Genomic DNA, 14,454 nt, shown 5'->3' on the forward strand with positions numbered 1-14,454 from the left:
GCAATCGTATATATTGAAGCCGCTGAAAGCGTCGTCCCAGGCTTCCTGGCCGATCATTGCCTGTCTCTTGCAAGAGCCGGCAGAAATCTCACCTACCTCCACTCACTATGTCACAACTCCACACAGTCCTGTTCTCGGTCATGATGGCCGGCGCGATTGCCCCCGCATTGGCTGCCGAGCCGGCGGCCCTGCGCGACTACCGCGCCCTGGCGATCACGCCCGACGGCAAGCGCATCGCCGCCCTCGAATCGCTCGACCCGGGCGCTCTGCCGGTGCGCCCGCACGCGGTCGTGGTCGTGCGCGACGCCGCCAGCGGCGCCATCGTCGCCCAGTACGACCCGTGCGCCACCTGCATCTACGACCATCCCGCCTGGTCGCCCGACCGGCAATCGCTGGTGTTCATCAGCGCCGACGCCAAGGCCGGTACCGCCACCGTCTACATCGCCGGTGCGGCGGGCGCCGCTCCGGTGGCCGTCGTCAAGGGCGTGGCCAGCACCGCGCGCTGGTCGCCCGAAGGCAAGCGCATTTCGCTGCTCGCCACGCCGGGCGCCAAAAAGCTCGCCGGCGCTGTCGAAGCCGGGGCACGCCAGGTCGGCGAAATCGGCGTGCAGGAAGACGCCCAGCGCCTTGCCCTGGTCCCCGCCAACGGCGGCGAACTGACCATGGTGTCGCCACCTGACAGCTATATTTACGAATACGACTGGACCCCGGACGGCAAAGGCTTCGCCGTCACCAGCGCCAAGGGCAATGGCGACAACAACTGGTGGGTCGCCACGCTCGGCCACGTCGACATCGCCAGCGGCGCGCTGCGTGTGCTGGCCGCTCCCAAGATGCAGATGAATATTCCGCGCGTCTCGCCCGACGGGCGCAGCGTCGCCTTCATCGCGGGGCTCATGAGCGACTTCGGCTCGGTCGGCGGCGATGTGTTTACCGTGCCGCTGGCCGGCGGCGAACCGCACAACGTCACTCCGCGCTTTGCCGGCTCCTTCAACGCGCTGGCCTGGCAGGGCAAGCACTTGATCGCCTCGGCGCTGGTCGGCAGCGAGCACGCGGTGCTCGCCATCGATCCGGTCAAGCGCGGCACGCGCACGCTCTGGTCGGGCGCCGTCGGCGCCACCGGTTCGCGCCAGGGCCGCTTCGTCTTCAGCGCCGACGGCGCCGTTGCCGCTTCCGTCCACGAAGACTTCGCGCGCGCACCGCGCATCGTCGCCGGACGCCTGCCGCAACTGGCCGCCATCACGCGCGACAACGACGGCTTTGCGCCGCAGGTACGCGCCAGCAGCGTCGAATGGACCAACGACGGCTTCAGGATGCAGGGCTGGCTGCTCGCACCGCTGGCGATCGAAGCGGGCAAAAAATATCCGATGGTGGTGCAGGTGCACGGTGGGCCGGCATCGGCCGCTTCGCCGCGCTTCGTCTCCAACGGCGAACAGGCCAACCCGCTGCTGCGCGACCTCGCGCGCAAAGGGTATTACGTTTTCTTGCCCAACCCGCGCGGCAGCTTCGGCCAGGGCATTGCCTTCAGCAGCGCCAACAAGCGCGATTTCGGGGGCGGCGACTGGCGCGATATTTTGGCCGGCATCGACGCCGCCGCCAAAACCGCGCCAGTGGACACGGGCCGTCTCGGCTTGATGGGACACTCCTACGGCGGCTTCATGACCATGTGGGGCGTCACCCACAGCGACCGCTTCAAGGCCGCGGTGGCCGGCGCCGGGATCGCCAACTGGATCAGCTACTACGGCCAGAACGGCATCGATCAGTGGATGATTCCCTTCTTCGGCGCCTCGGCCTACGACGACCCGGCGGTGTACCGGGCGGCCTCGCCGATCGAGTCGATCAAGGCCGCAAAGACGCCGACCTTGCTGTACGTGGGCGAGCGCGATGTGGAAACGCCGGCGGTGCAATCGATGGAGTTCTGGCACGGCCTGCGCGCCATGGGCACGCCGACCGCGCTGGTGATCTACGATGGCGAAGGCCACGCGATCCGCAAGCCCGAGCACCAGCGCGACCAGCGTGCGCGCACGGTGGCGTGGTTCGAGCGCTATCTCAAGTAGGGAAGGGTGAGCGTGCCGGATTCCGTGCGGCGCCCGGCACGCTCGCCAGATTGCAAGCGTGATTGAGCGGTGGGGTCAGATGTTGTCGGGATGATCAATGCGCTTCCAGTTCAGTCCATCGAACACAGCCAGCCAGCGCTTTGCAACCACTAACATTTGCCCAGCGCAGGAATCCAGCGCCCTGCATTTGAAGCTTCCCTCGCCGGTGTCCACATATCGCAATCCGTCTTTTTCCAGACGGTATAGACCTTTCAGACCACCTACATAAAGATGGTCGTCAAACCATGTTGCCGCGTAAAAATCGTCATGCACGCCAGTAGCCAGAGCATGGAAATTGTTACCTTTGCCTTGGACTAACACGCCCCTGTTGCCTGCCGCATAAACAAAGCCATCTTCGGCACAGTGAACGCAATTCAAGTCTACATTCGTCGGTTTTTCTATTTGAAACCATATCTGTCCATCAAAATGAAAAATTAAGCCTTCGCGGCCAACGCAGTAAATGTCGTCCTCAGAAAAACCGTTGATTGCGGTCAAGTCGCGCTGGGTGGGAGCGGCTGCTTGTAGCGCATCCGGGACGGTCATGCCTCGTTGCAGAAAATCCCCAAAGGTCAACGCCTTCAATCCCTTGTCGAAGGGCTCCCACTTTCCGTCGACGCGGCGCATCACTCTGCCACCGTACCCACACAGATAAAGATTTCCTCCGACTTGCGAGATATCTGTCAAAGAAGCGATGCCGTGTCCATGCTCTCCACCTGGCAAATCTTCGTCGATCACATCTTTCTTCCTGCCCGGAATGTAAAACCCAACGACCCCACTTCCCTCTTCCAGAGTGACATAAGCGCGGTCTTCTTTTGATACCGTGTTTGCCAAGACGCAGACTGCACTTACCTGCCAGTTTCTGTCCTGATAAAACCACCTCCCGGATTCGAACCACATAATTCGACCGTGATCGTACTCATCCAACGGTTGGATGTCCAATCGGGTTGAAAAGAAAAAGTAGTCTTTTTCAATAATGCAGCCATCTAGGAATTCTAATGATGCAGCGCTTTTTGCCAAAATATACTCCTAGTTAGACGGTTTCATTTTGCTGGCGCGTGATAGTGCTTCCCCAAATTTTTGCATTGTTAATCCACTTTTACCGCGTGGGTCAGCTCTAAGTAGTAAATCTTCATCTAATCCGAGAGCTTCATGTCGCGTTCGTAGCGTAGTCCTGATTTTTTGCATGTTGCAACCTGTAACGATCGATGCTGCATCCGATCCGACCGCTTCAAGATTTTCCAGCGTGGATGTCCATTGTGGATCGGCATTTTGGCCGACGATTTCTTCGTTGTAATCGTAGATTTTGTGTATGGCAGCATGCTGTTCTTCCGAAACGCAAATACACTGACCTTTATCGTCGTCCATCTTTTTCGCATAATAATACCCGCCGCCCCGGCTTGACAGATATTTATCCAGAAGCTGATCGATTACAGTTCCATAAGATATGATCCCGGTTCTCTGTCTCCGGGTTCCAGGGGAACGCCAGCAGCGGTCCGGAACGATGTGATGCGAACGTCCGCCCGGACACTCTTTATCCCTGTCCTTATACGAATAGATCTTGCACTTGTCGTCTTCCTCATCGTTCTTATTGTCCTTGAACCGGTTGGCGAGGATATTCAACAAACCCATCAGCGCCGCATAATGTTCCGCAGGACCCAGCAACACCGGTCCCGGTGGCGCCGCCCCCGGACTGGCTGGCTGTGGCAACTCGTCTATCGGAAAGCCGCCCGGCGGCCGTGGCGCCGGTAATCTCGGCGGTCCTTTTCTCACCAGCACGCCGGCTCCCGCCTGCTGCCCGACAGCCCCACGAACCAGGATAGACATGTTCGCCGCTCTTAAGTTTTATGGTTATGGCTCATGAGGTCAAGGTGTCGCGGCACGTTGTACCCTTCGACGAACACGTTCGGCGACCACGACAGAAAGTAGGCCTTGCCCTTGATGGCGCCGCTCTTGATCCCCTTCCTGAACGCCTCGGTGGCAGGCTCGTTGCCGGTACTGGTCGCAATCCGGCTCTTGTCGCGCAGCGCGACCGGTTCGCCGTACATGAAGACACTGGTCGAGCCGTTTTCCAGATCGCTGATCTTTGCCGTGTTGGGGTAGGGGACGGGGACGCCGATCCTGGCCGGTCCGGGCGGGCTGCCGCAGACGTCGGGGAAGGCCGCGGTGCTCATCCCCGCCTTGGAGGCCTTGCCCGCGATGGACATGCTATTGGCGTAAATTCGGAACATGGCCATCCTGGATTCCTCCGTTATGATCAGGCTGAAAACTCTCCAAAACTAAGCAGGGCGGCACTGCGTTCGCCTTCATCGCTCGCCATCAGGCACAGCATGTTGAACGACGGTGCATAGCCCTTGTGCGCGGCGGCGTAAGCCCACGCGAGCGCCAGCAACCCGGCCGCCGCTCCGGTCTCGCCGAGGCTATCGGCCAGCATCCATAACGGCGTGCCGCAGACATTCGTGCGCGCCGCCGCCAGCGCGAGTTCCTTGGCGTAGAAGTCTTCGCTGGACTGGCCGCTGATGCGCAAGCCGACCGCGCCCGAATCTGGCGGCAATCCACCCAGCGAAGTCCTGATCGCGTCGCTCATGGCGAGCGCCCTGTTCGGTGCCGCACCCCCGATAATGGCCAATTCGTGCGCGATCCCCAGGCCCGTGCAAAACAAGGTTGCGCCCGACGCGGACGAAGACGCCCGCTGCCTGTTGCTCCATCGTGGCGCAAGCTGCGATACCTGATCGGGCCGCGCCACCAGCACCGCGCACGCTGCCTCCCCCGGAATGAACCCGTGCGTATTGACCGACGAGAGCACCCGTCCGGCGCCATGCATCGCCAGCAAAGTACCCGCACCGACATAGGAGTCGACGGCGGCAATCAGCACGAACGGATGCGCCCCGGCCAGCGCGAACGCGTCGTTGAGGGCGATCGCGGCGCCGGCCTGGCCGTACGCATACACCCGCGACTGCGGCGAGAAGTGACGACCGAGCGCTTCCTCCAGGGCCGGACGCAAACCGGCATCGAGCGCAGCGACGCGTCCCGGCCGCGTCACTTCGGCGACGCATAGAAGCAGCGGGATATCGCGCGTATCCGGATGCGCCAGACCGTCGAGGCATTCACCGATCGCACGCGCCAGCATGGCGGCATGCTTGTCGATGGCCGGCCCCCGGTCGGCTTCCTGCCCCAGCGTGACCAGTCCCGCCGTCATCGGCTCGCCACGGGGATCGATGAATGTCAGGTCGTGAAAGTTATTGAGCCTCGTGCGTAGTGCCGCGAAGGTGGACGGCGCGTTCAGTCCCACGCAGGTCACCGCACCGGTGCGCAGCAGGGCAAGCGGTGCGGTCATGGCGCGCCCCCGGCGCTGTCGCGCCGCCGGGATGGAAATTCACCGGCCAACACCTCCAGAGCAATGGTAACGACGTGGCCTTGTGGACGCTCGCCGATCTCGATGCCGCTGAACCGCAGGATATCGTTGTCCAGCTGTCTGACCACCCGCCACACGACCGTGAAGCGCTGCCTGTCCGGCTCGAAAACGAGTGTGTCCGCACGCGCGTCCACGTGTTCCTGGCTTCCCACGCGCGGTGTCAGCGTCACGCACATGGCCAGGTCGGGAAGCGTGAATGCGAGCCGGCCCGATGGCGTCAACGCCGGATGCGTCAGGTTCACCAGGATCACGGCTTCACCGCCGCCAAGCTGCGCTAAGCGTTGATCTTCCGGCGCGCTCTGAAAATAGCGCGCGTCGAAATCAGGCGGCAAAAATGGAAAAACCTGTTCCAGCCAGTTCGCGTCGTACGTGCCTGCGTACTTGACGCGTGGCTCCCAATGGCGGCCCAGCGGGCCAAAACTCAGTGGCGCATACGTTCCCCTTGGGCTGGTCACCGGGTCGGACGGCGATTCGGTCCGCGCCACCGGCAAGCCGTGCGCAAATGTGCGCTGCGGGTGATAGCCGCAGCCAACCGGGTTGCGAACATAGACCAGGCGATCGGCGTCCTCCTCCGGGCCGGCCTCCATTCCGCCGTACGCAATGTCGTAGCTGATGGACTGCCTGATAAACGGTTCCGGCTTGCCGATGCCGACCAGCGCGCCGAACAGGTGGGCGCGCCACTGGCGTTTGCCGAGCACATTGAATGCCTTGGACATGCTCCCGACCCGCAGCCCTACCGGCACCACGTCCGCCGCAACACCGCGTGGAGCGTAAGCACTGCCCAGCAGAAGAACATCGACCATCGGCTTGGCCAGGCAGTAATCGCACTCGTATTCCGGCGCGCTCGAACCGGGTTCGCCGGTGGCCGTGTCGGCCAGGGTGATCGGTACCTGTTCATCCATCGGCTCCGGCAGCTCGCCAGCGCAAGGCAAGCGAAACGTGGCCTTGACCACCACCACCACCAGGCACTCGCTTCCCGCCTTGTCGTGCATCGTTGTGTAGCCCGCGGCGAACCTGGTGTGATTGGTGAGGTTCATGCCATCCCCGGTCAGTTCAATGAAACGGAAGCGCCCTTGACCCTGTTCTGACCCGCTGCGCGAGAAAGGATATGCTTACCCCTGATTTCAATATTGCCTTGCGCGTCAAGCGTGATCGAGGCCGCACCGCACATGAGCGTCATCCGGCGATGCGCGACCAGCACGATTTCTCCGTCATCGGCCGATACCTGCAATGGTGCTCCCGACAAGGCGGCCGGCGTCCCGCCACCGGCGCGATCCTCCTTCGCCCGGGGCGCCCGGACAATACCCATCACGACGGGGGACCCGAGGTCGGCGCCTTCGAACTGCAAGGCGATGCGTGCGCCGATATGCTCCTGCCGAAGCTCGACCAGGGACAGCGCGGCAATGGCGGGTCTGCCGCCGGCTTGTACCAGGGGAGCGCCGTCGGCATCGAAACCCGCCAGCGTGCCAATGACGATGCCAGGTTCGTTACATGCGTCCCGGCGCTTCGCGGCCGGCGCGCCCGGGTGGGCAAGTGCGCGGTGAAGCGTCGCCAGCCCGCGATGCGCCTGTTCGCCGGTCGATAAAATATGCGTAATCCACGAATCGGATACAGGCCTGCCCAGCAGATACCGCACACCGCTCGGGTAAAACTGCGCATTGGCGTCCACCAGGCTGTCAACCGGGCGCGATCCGGCAGGGGGTACGCCGGTGTACTGTCCGCGCCCGCCCGAGGTTCTGCGCGCACCATCTTGTTGGCATCCAGATCGAGGCCGGTAATCAGGCGCATCGCCTCGCCAGCCAGTCTGGCCTCGGCGCTGTCGTCGAGCTGCGCAATCAGCCAGGGGATATCGGCCGGGTCGCCGTTCCATCCGGCCGCTTGAATCGTCAGCGCGCGCTGTTCGGCGCATTGCTTCCATCGCGCCATGTGTTCTTGTAATTGGCTGCCCGACAGTGCAAGGCAAAGCAGCTTTACGGCCTCCGAAGCATGCGCGCCTTGCGACGCCGCACAGGACTGCAAGGACGGAATCGACCCATCGCGCTCACCGAGCAGCAATGCGCATCGGGCCGCACTGAAAAACGCTGGGTCCTCGGGCGTGGCTGTGCCGAGAAAGCTCGCTACGCCAGGTAAGAGGCCGGCTCTCCCGCAGTGTGCGATCGCATCGAATTCGGCGGCGCCCGGTGAGGCGGTGCCGGCCAGCAGCGCATCGTCCGCGATTGCGGCATGAAGGTGACAATGGGCGAGGGCGGCATGGCGCAAGACGCCATTTCCGGAGCTGATTTTTTCAGCAATCAGGCTGGCGGCAGCGGCCGAGTCGAACCATGCCAGGGCGCCGTGAACGGCATCGGAAAATCCGGGCTTGCCGGCCAGGCTGGCGATGGCATCATCCATCGCCTCGCGATCGTCGTCGAGGAAGGCGATGGACAACAAGACAAACGCGTCGGCGCCGACATCGAAGCATCGGCGCGCGGCGGCCTTGTCGTACGCCGCTTTGGCCAGCGCCATGCCGGCATCGCCGGCTTCATAGAGGCCATCCAGATGGGCATCGATTACGCCATCGATATCGACGAGTTGATCGAAACGCAGCCGGACATCGGCCGACTCACGGCGTCGTCGCCACCATGTTGTGGCCACATCGGTAACGTGTTGCGCGACGATCGCAGGATTGGTCACATTGGCACCGTGAAAGCATATCGTAATATAAACTTTTCACAGCGCACCGCTACTAACAGTAATACTGGGCAAAGCCGGTGTCAGGTCTGACATTAAGCCGGTGTCAAGCCGGTGTCAGGTCTGACATTCGGACACGACCTCTGCTGTAAGTGCCGCTGCCGCACATTTAAGGCCGGGCTCGTGTCCGAATGTCAGACCTGACACCGGGTTTGACAGCGAGTTAAGGCCGAGTTCGTGTCCGAATGTCAGACCTGACACCGGGGTGACACCGGGGTGACACCGGGGTGGGGTATATTTTTTTTCCGGGTACAGCACTACCTGCACATAATTGTTCATGTCGAAGTAGCGCTGCGCGGCCTGTTTCAGTTGCTCCGGGGTGATGGCGGCCACTTTTTTCGGATACGCCAGGATCTCGGCCGGATCGCTTCCTTGCAGCTGCGCCGCTTGCAGGCGGTTGAGCCAGTAGCCGTTCTCGCGCAGCGACTTCTGGTGGTTCTGCAGCCAGTTTTGCTTGACCTTGTTCAGGTCCGCCAGGTCCGGCCCTTGTTCCTTCATGCGCGCAATCTCGGCCATCGTGGCGGCGATCACCTTGTCCACGTTCTCCGGACCGGTCGGCAGCGATGCCGACACCACGTAATTCTCGTACGGGTATTTGCTCAAGCTGCCGTTCATGCCGCCGCCGTAGATCAGCGCGAGCTTCTCGCGCAGGATGTCGGTGATGCGGATGTTGATCACTTCCAGCATCGCCTGGAAGCGCATCGCTTCGTCGTCCGAATAGGGCGCTTCGCCGCTGAAGTTGAGCGAGACGCTGCTTTTCGCTTCGGTCCCGCTGCGCACTTCCTTCTTCACCACGCCGCGCACCGGACGCACCCCCGCATCCTTGTAGCCCACCTCGATCTCGCCCACCGGCAGCGCCCCCAGATATGTCGCCAGCAGCGGCTTGACCTTGGCCATGTCAAAACTGCCGACCAAAATGAAGGTCATGTCCTTCGCGCTGAAAAAGCGCGCGCGGTACACCGCCAGCGCGCGCTCCAGATCGAACTTGTCGAAGTCGCTCGGACGCGCCGTGCGCGCCACGCGCGGGTGGTCCTGGTACATGGTGCTCACCAGGGTGTCGCGAAACACCGATTCCGGCTGCGCCATCGCGTTGCGCGCCGCTTCGATCTGCTTGCCCATGAAGGATTTGTACAGGTCCGCGTCGCGCCGCACGCCCGTCATGCGCAGGTACACCAGCTGCAGCATGGTCTCGATGTCGTCGTTGGCGGCGCTGCCGGTGATGCCGTCGATATGGTTGCCAAGCGAGAGGCTGACCGTGGCCGCTTTCCCCGCCAGGATCTTTTGCAGGTCGAGCGGGGAGTAGTCTTTCAGTCCCATCGTGCCCACCACCGCATTCGCGTAGCGCGCGTTGATGATGTCGGCGTCGCCGAACAGGGTCTGGCCGCCGAAGCGCGCGGCGCTCATCATCACCTGGTCGTTGCGGAAGTCGGTCGGCTTGAGGATCACTTTGACCCCGTTCGAGAGCGTCAAACGGGTCAGGCCCAGCGCCTTGTCTTCGCTCTGCGCGACGATGGCCCCGCCCGCCGGCGGCTTGTCCATCAGTTCCGTGGCCAGCGTCTTTTGCTCCTGCGCGTGCACCGTCACTTTTTCGGCCGCCGCCACCGCCGCCAGCAGCCCGGCGCTGGTCGGCGCCGGGCTGTCTGCCTTGGCGCTGCCCATGTAGACGACCAGCTTGGCGGAGGCGCCGGGAATGGTGGCGCGCGCGTAGCGGTTCATGTCGTCGAGGGTAATCGCCGGCAGCAGCTCGCGCACATAGGCGAATTCGTTGACGATGCCGGGAATGCTTTCCTGTTCGAGGAAGTTGCGCACGTATTCGCCGACATAACTGCCCGAGTCGGTCTTGTCACGCTCGTTATAGGCCAGTTCATACTGGCGCATCATGTTCTTGCGCGCCCGCTCGAATTCCTGGGCGCTGAAACCGAACTGGCGGGTGCGCGCGTTTTCCTGCACCAGCGCGTCGATGGCCGGCGTGGCGCCGCCCTTGCCCAGCGCCGCCGAGGCGTTGAACGAGGTGTAGCGCGGCGTGAGTTTGCCGACCGAGCTGGCGCCGGCCATGAACGGCGGATTGGCTTGCTGCGCCAGTTCCTGCATGCGCTGCCCCAGCATGCCGGCAAACAGCGCTTCGACCAGCTTTTCGCGGTAGGCGCCGAAGGTGCCCTTGTCGATCGCTTCCTTCACCGGATAGCGGATCAGCAGCGCATTCGACGACGCTTCCTTGTCGGTCACCACCAGCGCTTCGGTATGGGCGCGCGTGGGAATGGCGGCGTAGGTGCGCGCGCGTGGCCGCGCCGGGTTCTTCAACTGTCCGAAGTGCTGTTTGACGAGGCGCTCGGCGTCGACCGGGTCGATGTCGCCCACCACCACCACCGCCATCAGGTCGGGCCGGTACCAGTCTTTGTAGAAGCGCCGGATCGCTTCGTGCTTGAAACCCTTGATCACGTGTTCCTGCCCGATCGGCATGCGCTGCGCGTAGCGCGAGCCGTTGTACAGCTTGGGCATGATCACCTTGTTCATGCGGTCGGCCGCGCCTTTGCCAAGCCGCAGTTCTTCCAGGATGATGGCGCGTTCCTTGTCGATGTCGGCCGCGTTCATGGTCAGCCCGCCCGCCCAGTCCTGCAGCACCAGGAAGCCCTTGTCGATGTTGTCCCGGTTGTCGGTGGGGATCGGCAGGATGTAGACCGTCTCGTCGAAGCTGGTGTAGGCATTCAGGTCGGCCCCGAACTTCACGCCGATCGATTGCAGGTACGATATCAGTTCGTGCTTCTTGAAGTTGGTCGAGCCGTTGAAGGCCATGTGCTCGGTGAAGTGGGCCAGGCCTTGCTGGTCGTCGTCTTCCAGGATCGAGCCGGCTTTCACGACCAGGCGCAGTTCGAGCTTTTTCTCGGGCTTGCCGTTTTTCTGGATGTAGTACGTCAGACCGTTGGCCAGCTTGCCCACCTTGACCTGCGGGCCTGCCGGTATCGCGTCGTCCAGCTTGATGGCTGCCTGGGCGCTCAGTGCGAACGCCATCAGTAGGGTGGCCGCACAAGCGGATCGAACGGAATACTTGCTCATTAGCGTCTCTGGAATGTTTTTAGTAGAGCGCGGATTTTACTCCTTTGGTGACGCCGGTAGGGACGCCGGTAGGGACGCCAGTAGGGACGCCGGTAGGGACGCCGGTAGGGACGCCGGTAGGGCCACCGGCAGCGAAGGGGGGCGCGTATCGGCCGGCGGCGGTAGCGCCAGGCGCGCATCGGACGCCATCAGCGTCGCCATGGCGTCGGCCGCCAGCGGACGGCTGAACAGGTAGCCCTGCACTTCGTCGCAGCCGATGCGCTGCAAAAAGGCCAGCTGTTCCTGCGTCTCCACGCCCTCGGCCACCACCGACAGCGACAGCCCGTGCGCCAGCGCGATGGTGGCCTGGGCGATGGCGGCGCTGCGCGGGTCGGTGATGATATTGCGCACGAAACTCTGGTCGATCTTGAGTTTGTCGAGCATGAAGCGCGACAGGTAGCCGAGCGACGAGTAACCGGTGCCGAAGTCGTCGAGCGAGATCGACACGCCCATGCCGGTCAGTTCGGCCAGCTGCACTTCGGCCGCTTCGCTGTCGCGCATCATGACGCTTTCGGTCAGTTCGATTTCGAGGTACTGCGGCGCCAGGCCGGACTCGCGCAGCGCCTCGCGCACCACGGCCGGCACCGTGCCGGCCGTGAACTGGTGCGCCGACACATTCACCGCCACGCGCAGCGGCGCCAGCCCCGCGTCCTGCCAGGCCTTGTTTTGCAGGCAGGCCTGGCGGATCACCCAGTTCCCGATCGGCAGGATCAGGCCCGTGTCCTCGGCCAGCGCGATGAAGTCGCCCGGGCCGACCTGGCCCAGTTCCGGACTGCTCCAGCGCAGCAGCGCTTCCATGCTGCAGATGCGGCCATCGCCCAGCGAGACCTGCGGCTGGTAGTGCAGCGACAGTTCGTTGCGCTCGATGGCGCGGCGCAGGTGCGTTTCCAGCGCCATCCAGCGCAGCGCGTGCGCGTTCATCTCGCCCTTGAAGAAGCGGAAGCCGTTGCGCCCCGCATCCTTCATGTGCGACAGCGCCACGTCGGCCGCCTTGAGCAGTTCGCTCGGATTGGCGCCGTCGCGCGGATAAATGCTGATGCCGACGCTGGTGGTGACGATCAGTTCGTGGCCGTCGGCATGGAACGGCTGCGCAATTTCGTCGATCAGGCGCCGCACCGCGACGATGATGGCGTCCGAGTCCAGGCATTCGGTCAGGAGCAGCACGAATTCGTCGCTGCCCAGGTGCGCCAGCGAGTCGGCCGGGCCGGCCAGCAGGCCCGCGCGGCGCGCCACTTCGCGCAGCAGGGCGTCGCCGGCTTCGTGCCCCAGGCTGTCGTTGATGCGTTGCAGGCGGTCGATGTTAAACAGCAGCAGGGCGATCTGGCGGTCGCCGTGGCGCGCCGAGGCGATCGCCTGCTGCATCCGTTCGGTCAGCACCGAGCGGTTCGGCAGCAGGGTCAGTGGATCGTGGTTGCTCAGGAAGTCGACCTGGTGGTGCGCCGCCTTCAGCGCGCTGATGTCGCTCGATACCGAGACGTAGGCATCGATCTCGCCGCCGGCGCCGCGCACCGCGTTGATGCTGATCCGCTCCGGGTACACCTGGCCGTTCTTGCGGCGGTTCCAGATCTCGCCGCGCCACTGGCCGGTGGTCAGCAGGCTGGCCCAGATCGCGCGGTAGAAGGCGCTGTCGTGCCGCCCGGAGCGCAGCAGGCGCGGATTGCGCCCCAACACGCTCGCTTCGCTGTAGCCGGTAATGTGTTCGAAGGCCGGGTTGACGGCGATGATGTCGGCGTTCGCGTCCGTCATCATGATGCTTTCCTGCGTGCTCTCGAGGATGCGGGCCGACAGGCGCAGGCGCTGTTCGCTGTCGCGCAGGGCGCGGTCGGCCTGCTGGCGCGCGGCCGCTTCCAGCTGCAATTGGGCGGCGTGGCGCTGTACCACTTCGTACAGGCACAGGTTTTCGTAGGCCACCGCCAGCTGCGCGCCGAGCGTGACGCCGATGCGTTCGTCTTCGTGGCTGAACGGTTCCGCCCCGCTCGCGCGCGTGCAGTACATCCAGCCATACAGCTGGTTGCGGTCGCGGATGGCCAGGCCCAGAAAGGCGCCCACCGCCGGATGGCCGTCCGGCAGGGCGGCCTGGCCCTGCACGCGCAGCGCCAGCGGCTGGTCGAGCAGGGCGCCGGGCAGGCGCTCGCGCTCGAGCGCAGCGTCGCACAGCACGTCGCGCGCGACCCCTTGCACGCCCAGGTGGCGCACGCGCTGTTCGCCGCTGTCGAGCAGGCACACGGCCACGCACTCGGCGTCCAGGATCGCGCCGGCCGCCTGCAGGAACACGCCGAGCATGGTGTCGGGATTGCGCTCGCCGGCCAGGCGCAGGCCCATTTCTTCCAGGGCGCCCAGGCGCGCGGCCAGGCTGCGCAGGCCGCTCATGCGTTCCCCCAGCAGGGTGGCCAGGTCGGATCCCAGGGTCGGATTGGCGACTTCGTGGCGCTCGAGCAGGGCGCCGAGCGCCTGGCGCGCCGATACCAGGGCGTCGTCGACGCTGCTGCCCAGGTCCAGGTCCATGTTCGGCGCCGGCGCGCTGGGCGCGGGTGCGCCGCCGCGCTCGGCCGCCTGGTGCGCCAGTCCCAGTTCGCCGTGCACCGCGGCCAGGATGTCGTCCGGGTCGGCCGGCTTGGCCAGCACCCGCGACACGCCGCAGCTGCGCGCCAGCGCCGTCGTTTCGCTGACCGCGTAGATGGCCGAGTAAAAAATCACGCGGGTGGCGGCCAGTTCCGGGTCGGCGCGCAGCTGCTGCACGAATTCGTAGCCGTCCATGGCCGGCATCAGGATGTCGGTGATGATCAGGTCCGGACGCTCGGCGCGCACCTGCGCCAGCGCGTGGGCGCCATCGTAGGCTTCGAGCAGGCGGTGGCCGGTGTGGCCGAGCAGGGCGCTCAGGTAGCGCCGGTTCGACGGCCGGTCGTCGACAATCAGGATCGTGGACATACGCCATGCTCCGGTTGCCAGGATCGTGCGCGGGGGTGGTCGTGAAAGCGTGCTGGCATTAGTGGCTCCGGGCCACGCTCCGGCAGGCAAAAGACGGAAGGCGAGGCCTGCAGTGATGATAATGCAGGTCGGCGCGCGCTCCCGAAATTTGTTTCGGCTCGTTTTGAAAAGCGTAACATTCCCTTATCATTTCAAGCA

Annotated in this window: 10 protein-coding genes and 1 pseudogene; 2 read left to right on the top strand and 9 right to left on the bottom strand. The window is 64.0% G+C overall.

Annotated elements, in window-relative coordinates; all coding sequences use genetic code 11:
* The first annotated feature begins 107 nt into the window (after positions 1-107).
* A complete protein-coding gene (locus F2P45_RS09360) occupies positions 108-2,054 on the top strand; it encodes a S9 family peptidase (RefSeq protein WP_223164700.1) in 1,947 nt (648 codons plus the stop codon).
* 75 nt (positions 2,055-2,129) lie between these two features.
* Here the strand turns inward: F2P45_RS09360 and F2P45_RS09365 are convergent, their stop codons facing one another.
* From F2P45_RS09365 to F2P45_RS37230, 7 genes and pseudogenes are all read right to left on the bottom strand, one after another.
* Positions 2,130-3,110, bottom strand: a complete 981-nt coding sequence (locus F2P45_RS09365) for a beta propeller repeat protein (RefSeq protein ID WP_166873278.1) — start codon at positions 3,108-3,110, stop codon at positions 2,130-2,132.
* A gap of 9 nt (positions 3,111-3,119) precedes the next feature.
* Positions 3,120-3,917, bottom strand: a complete 798-nt coding sequence (locus F2P45_RS09370; RefSeq protein ID WP_166873280.1) for a hypothetical protein — start codon at positions 3,915-3,917, stop codon at positions 3,120-3,122.
* Positions 3,918-3,928: 11 nt separating this feature from the next.
* Entirely contained in the window at positions 3,929-4,321 is a 393-nt protein-coding gene (locus F2P45_RS09375; RefSeq protein WP_166873362.1) for a DUF4150 domain-containing protein, read from the bottom strand.
* Between the two features lie 26 nt (positions 4,322-4,347).
* Positions 4,348-5,427 carry a hypothetical protein gene (locus tag F2P45_RS09380; RefSeq protein ID WP_166873283.1) on the bottom strand — a complete coding sequence of 360 codons (1,080 nt, stop codon included), beginning with the start codon at positions 5,425-5,427 and terminating at the stop codon, positions 4,348-4,350.
* The gene (locus F2P45_RS09385) at positions 5,424-6,542 is read right to left on the bottom strand and encodes a DUF2169 family type VI secretion system accessory protein (protein ID WP_166873286.1); all 1,119 of its coding nucleotides are present in this window, start codon (positions 6,540-6,542) and stop codon (positions 5,424-5,426) included. Before F2P45_RS09385 ends, F2P45_RS09380 begins: the two co-directional genes overlap by 4 nt.
* 11 nt (positions 6,543-6,553) lie before the next feature.
* A complete protein-coding gene (locus F2P45_RS36090; protein WP_166873289.1) occupies positions 6,554-6,817 on the bottom strand; it encodes a DUF2345 domain-containing protein in 264 nt (87 codons plus the stop codon).
* Between the two features lie 45 nt (positions 6,818-6,862).
* Positions 6,863-7,423 (bottom strand): annotated as a pseudogene (locus F2P45_RS37230) (hypothetical protein); the annotation flags it as partial.
* 305 nt (positions 7,424-7,728) lie between these two features.
* Here F2P45_RS37230 and F2P45_RS37235 point away from each other — a divergent pair.
* Positions 7,729-8,268 carry a hypothetical protein gene (locus F2P45_RS37235; RefSeq protein WP_223164702.1) on the top strand — a complete coding sequence of 180 codons (540 nt, stop codon included), beginning with the start codon at positions 7,729-7,731 and terminating at the stop codon, positions 8,266-8,268.
* Positions 8,269-8,292: 24 nt separating this feature from the next.
* Here the strand turns inward: F2P45_RS37235 and F2P45_RS09400 are convergent, their stop codons facing one another.
* Both F2P45_RS09400 and F2P45_RS09405 read right to left on the bottom strand, forming a co-directional pair.
* A complete protein-coding gene (locus tag F2P45_RS09400) occupies positions 8,293-11,289 on the bottom strand; it encodes a M16 family metallopeptidase (RefSeq protein WP_166873295.1) in 2,997 nt (998 codons plus the stop codon).
* 36 nt (positions 11,290-11,325) lie between these two features.
* Positions 11,326-14,256, bottom strand: coding sequence for a two-component system response regulator (locus F2P45_RS09405; protein ID WP_229504987.1), 2,931 nt, complete (start codon positions 14,254-14,256; stop codon positions 11,326-11,328).
* Between the last annotated feature and the right edge of the window lie 198 nt (positions 14,257-14,454).

It is taken from the genome of Massilia mucilaginosa (genome assembly GCF_011682145.1).
GTDB classification, from domain to species: domain Bacteria; phylum Pseudomonadota; class Gammaproteobacteria; order Burkholderiales; family Burkholderiaceae_D; genus Telluria_A; species Telluria_A mucilaginosa.

What these genes read in the sequence shown, in the direction of transcription:
- F2P45_RS09400 (WP_166873295.1), bottom strand. Translation starts at nt 11,289, where the DNA reads ATGAGCAAGTATTCCGTTCGATCCGCTTGTGCGGCCACCCTACTGATG.
- F2P45_RS09380 (WP_166873283.1), bottom strand. Translation starts at nt 5,427, where the DNA reads ATGACCGCACCGCTTGCCCTGCTGCGCACCGGTGCGGTGACCTGCGTG.
- F2P45_RS37235 (WP_223164702.1), top strand. Translation starts at nt 7,729, where the DNA reads ATGAAGGTGACAATGGGCGAGGGCGGCATGGCGCAAGACGCCATTTCC.
- F2P45_RS09405 (WP_229504987.1), bottom strand. Translation starts at nt 14,256, where the DNA reads ATGTCCACGATCCTGATTGTCGACGACCGGCCGTCGAACCGGCGCTAC.
- F2P45_RS09385 (WP_166873286.1), bottom strand. Translation starts at nt 6,542, where the DNA reads ATGAACCTCACCAATCACACCAGGTTCGCCGCGGGCTACACAACGATG.
- F2P45_RS09370 (WP_166873280.1), bottom strand. Translation starts at nt 3,917, where the DNA reads ATGTCTATCCTGGTTCGTGGGGCTGTCGGGCAGCAGGCGGGAGCCGGC.
- F2P45_RS09375 (WP_166873362.1), bottom strand. Translation starts at nt 4,321, where the DNA reads ATGTTCCGAATTTACGCCAATAGCATGTCCATCGCGGGCAAGGCCTCC.
- F2P45_RS09360 (WP_223164700.1), top strand. Translation starts at nt 108, where the DNA reads ATGTCACAACTCCACACAGTCCTGTTCTCGGTCATGATGGCCGGCGCG.